Here is a 2,023-nt window from a genome sequence, read left to right as displayed (position 1 = left end):
AATAAATATCATTTAATCTTCTTTCCAAGAATTCATCCACACAATAATTCACTGGCTTTCTTCTAGATTGATGGTAAATTATATTCCACCAAGAAGGAAACACATCATGCCCCATATCATTGCCACCTTCGAAATCTTTTGCCCTCTCGATATATTTGCATTTAAATACCAGATTGTAAGGGCGAATAACAAATCATCAAGTAGCACAGCGTACAGGTAATAAATAGAAAGTATATGGAAATAATAGGGCAAAAATGATATTAAAATTGTTGTAACCACAAATGCAGCAGATACAATTTTTGCATTCTTGATCCCGTATCTTTTTGGAAGTGTGATTCTGTCAATATCTCCTTTGACATCCTCAATATCTTTCATTATTTCCCTAGACATATTAGAGAAAAATGCCATGAAGAAGAGCAGAATCATTTTTGAAAGCATGTCCGTTATAAAACCTCCATAGAGGAATATCATGCCTATGAGAAGACTTATTGTAATGTTTCCGGGCAGACCGAGTTTTTTTGTCTTGAATTCATAGCTGACAAGAAGCAATTCGGCGAGTATAACTACTGTGCTAATAAGCAGAGATATGAAAATAGAAATTAAGAATCCTAAAATGAAAAACGACAACGCTAGATAATATGCCGATTTTTTAGTAATGGTTCCTGAAGGCAATGGTCTATCTGGATGATTATACCTATCCGTTTCAAGGTCACTTATATCATTTATTATATTTCCTCCAGCCGTTACAAGAAATACGCTTATTGCACCCAGAGTCAGGGGAATTATAAATTTGGTTATGTGCACGTTTACGGCGATAAATCCAACTATGTATATTGAAAAGAAACCCATGAATCCGTTTATGGGCCGTGTAATTTTAAGCCATTTATTCATTTAAAGCGTAATAAGCACATTAATATTATATTTTTGTTACCTTTTCATATGTAATCATGAAAATTATGAGACTATTTGCAAACATTTATATATGAAATTTTGCTTAAACAACTATGGATATATCAGGTTACATATTATTAGCAATTGCATTAATTGATGGTTTGCTCTTTGGTTTAGCGATTAAAAAGGGAATTGTTTCGGCTATTTTACTTATAATAGCCTTTGTTTTGGCAGGTTATGCGGGATTGTCATTTATACCCAATATCTCAACTAGCAAGGCAATATCTTATGCCACTACGTTCTTTTATAAGAATATAAGCAAGGCCCCGGGATTACTGAGCCTTGGGCATGTAGGTGCAGTGACAATTGTGTTGGTATTGTTCCTTATAGGGCTTGGAATAGGTATATGGAAGGGATAAATTTATTTTAAATTTTCATTTATACATTTTAAGAATTTCAGGAAATGAATCAATATAGAAATAATTGATATTAAAATGCCCACTGGGATATTCTCTATAATAATGCTCTATTTTGTTTCTCTCCAGTATTTTGTGAATTATGTTCATGCCAATGTTGATTTTGTATTCATCACGATTTCCTGTCTGGAGTATTATTTTCTTCCCCCTTAATTTTTCAGTTTCGTCAATAAGCCTTCTAACAGGATCAAATTTCAGCCATTTATTCCATATATCTTCTATTATTTCACCAGTATCCAGTGAAAATGGCAGTTCTATTTTTGTGCCATTTGGCGAATATGAGGCTGCCATTGCCACGACATTATACGCAGTCAATTCATCCTGGCTATGTATAAACTCCTCCCTGTATTTTTCTATAAAACTATCTAGAGTATTATCTTTCATAACCATATAGGCTGTTACAAAATCGGGCATATAACAATATGGAAAATATGAGTCCCCGGATATATCTATAAATCCCCTGAATGTATCAGGATAATCCATAACAATGGAAATAGAACCAAAGCCTCCAGAAGACTTTCCGAAGAGGTAAATGTCCCGATCTCCATACAGTTCATGAATATAGTTTACAAGGTCAAGGGCTATAAAACTTTTATAATTACCTATTGCTGTAGAATCCACAAACTGATTTCCTCCAAATTTTGTCATTGTATCTG

At 33.6% G+C, this 2,023-nt stretch carries 3 protein-coding genes; 1 reads left to right on the top strand and 2 read right to left on the bottom strand.

Annotation, left to right across the window (positions count from 1 at the left end; all coding sequences use genetic code 11):
• Window positions 1-78 precede the first annotated feature (78 nt).
• Window positions 79-891 carry a UbiA family prenyltransferase gene (locus tag AMDU4_RS13450; RefSeq protein WP_021788476.1) on the bottom strand — a complete coding sequence of 271 codons (813 nt, stop codon included), beginning with the start codon at window positions 889-891 and terminating at the stop codon, window positions 79-81.
• Window positions 892-1,004: 113 nt separating this feature from the next.
• On the opposite strand from AMDU4_RS13450, the gene AMDU4_RS13445 reads away from it, so the two are divergent.
• Window positions 1,005-1,310 (top strand): hypothetical protein, encoded by a 306-nt coding sequence (locus tag AMDU4_RS13445; RefSeq protein ID WP_021788475.1) that lies wholly within the window; start codon window positions 1,005-1,007, stop codon window positions 1,308-1,310.
• 15 nt (window positions 1,311-1,325) lie between these two features.
• Here the strand turns inward: AMDU4_RS13445 and AMDU4_RS13440 are convergent.
• The coding region (locus AMDU4_RS13440; RefSeq protein ID WP_290705532.1) for an alpha/beta hydrolase-fold protein at window positions 1,326-2,023 on the bottom strand (698 nt) is incomplete at its 5' end.

It is taken from the genome of Ferroplasma sp. Type II, assembly GCF_000496155.1.
This window is presented reverse-complemented; position numbering and strand designations above follow the sequence as displayed.

Excerpts from the sequence above, each read along its gene's own strand:
- AMDU4_RS13445 (WP_021788475.1), top strand. The coding sequence starts at position 1,005 with ATGGATATATCAGGTTACATATTATTAGCAATTGCATTAATTGATGGT.
- AMDU4_RS13450 (WP_021788476.1), bottom strand. The coding sequence starts at position 891 with ATGAATAAATGGCTTAAAATTACACGGCCCATAAACGGATTCATGGGT.